Origin of the sequence: Streptomyces sp. UNOC14_S4 (assembly GCF_020740835.1) — a bacterium.
Taxonomy (GTDB): Bacteria; Actinomycetota; Actinomycetes; order Streptomycetales; family Streptomycetaceae; genus Streptomyces.
Map to the genome: position 1 here is coordinate 1 of NZ_JAINFC010000961.1, position 1,083 is coordinate 1,083.

Consider the following 1,083-nt stretch of genomic DNA (forward strand, 5'->3'; position numbering starts at 1 on the left):
GATCCACGCGGGCCGTTCGCACATCCGGCGGGGGGTGTCGCCCGCGGCGAGGACGACCGCGGCGGCGCCGTCGCTGACGGGCGGGCAGTCGCCGGTGCGCAGCGGCCCCGCGCGGCGGGGGCCCATCGGCACCCGTCCGCGCAGTTGCGCGTACGGGTTGTCGCGGGCGGCGGCGCGGTTGCGGGCCGCGACGGCGGCGAGTTCCGTCTCGTCGGTGGCGCCCGCGTCGATGAGGGCCTGTGCCTGGAGCGCGGCCAGGTCGGTGGGTCCGGGCCACAGCGGGGCGGTGCAGTAGGGGTCGAGCTGCCGGGTGAGGACGGCGTCGAGGTCGCCCGCGGAGGACTTTCCGCAGGCGTAGACGAGTGCCGTGTCGGTCGCGCCGGTGAGGAGTTCGACCCAGGCCTCGTACAGGGCCCACGCGCCGTCCATCTCCACGTGGGACTCGGCGATCGGCGGCCAGGCGCCGACGCCGTCGAGGGCGAGGGTGAACGAGAAGGGGCGGCCCGCGAGGTAGTCGCTCGACCCGGAGCAGGTGAACCCCGCTTGCCCGGGCGCCAGTCCGGTCCGGTCGAGGACCTCGCGCAGGACGGGCAGCAGCATCTCGGTCTCGGAGAGGTTCTCGGAGGTGCGCCGGTGGACGGTCTGCGCGAAGCCGACGATCGCCACGTCGCGGGGGCAGCGCATCAGAGCAGCTCCTTGTACGTGTCGTAGGCGGCGTCGGGCTCGCCGGTCGGCCGGTAGTGGTCGGGGTACCGGGCGCCGTCGGTCCAGACGGGTTCGACGCGCAGGCCCATGCGCACCCGGTCGCAGGGGATGCCCGCGATACGGCCGTGGAGGGCCTGGTCGGCTCCGTCGAGGGCGATGTGGGCGTAGACGTACGGGACGTCGATCGCGGCGTTCCTGGCCTTGATGTTGACGACGCAGTAGGTGGTGACGGTGCCGCGCGGGCCGACCTCGACCTGTTCGCGGGTGGCGACACCGCAGGTGGGGCAGGCGCCGCGGGGCGGTACGCAGACGCGGCGGCAGGCGGGGCAGCGCTCGCCGACGATCCTGTGCCGGGCGAGGGCGGCCAGGTAGCGACTC

Annotated in this window: 1 protein-coding gene and 1 pseudogene; both read right to left on the reverse strand. The window is 74.9% G+C overall.

Annotation, left to right across the window (positions count from 1 at the left end):
- Positions 1-684 (reverse strand): annotated as a pseudogene (locus K6I34_RS37320) (lipid-transfer protein); the annotation flags it as partial.
- The coding region (locus K6I34_RS37325; protein WP_229332449.1) for a Zn-ribbon domain-containing OB-fold protein at positions 684-1,083 on the reverse strand (400 nt) is incomplete at its 5' end. The pseudogene K6I34_RS37320 and the gene K6I34_RS37325, both read right to left, overlap by 1 nt.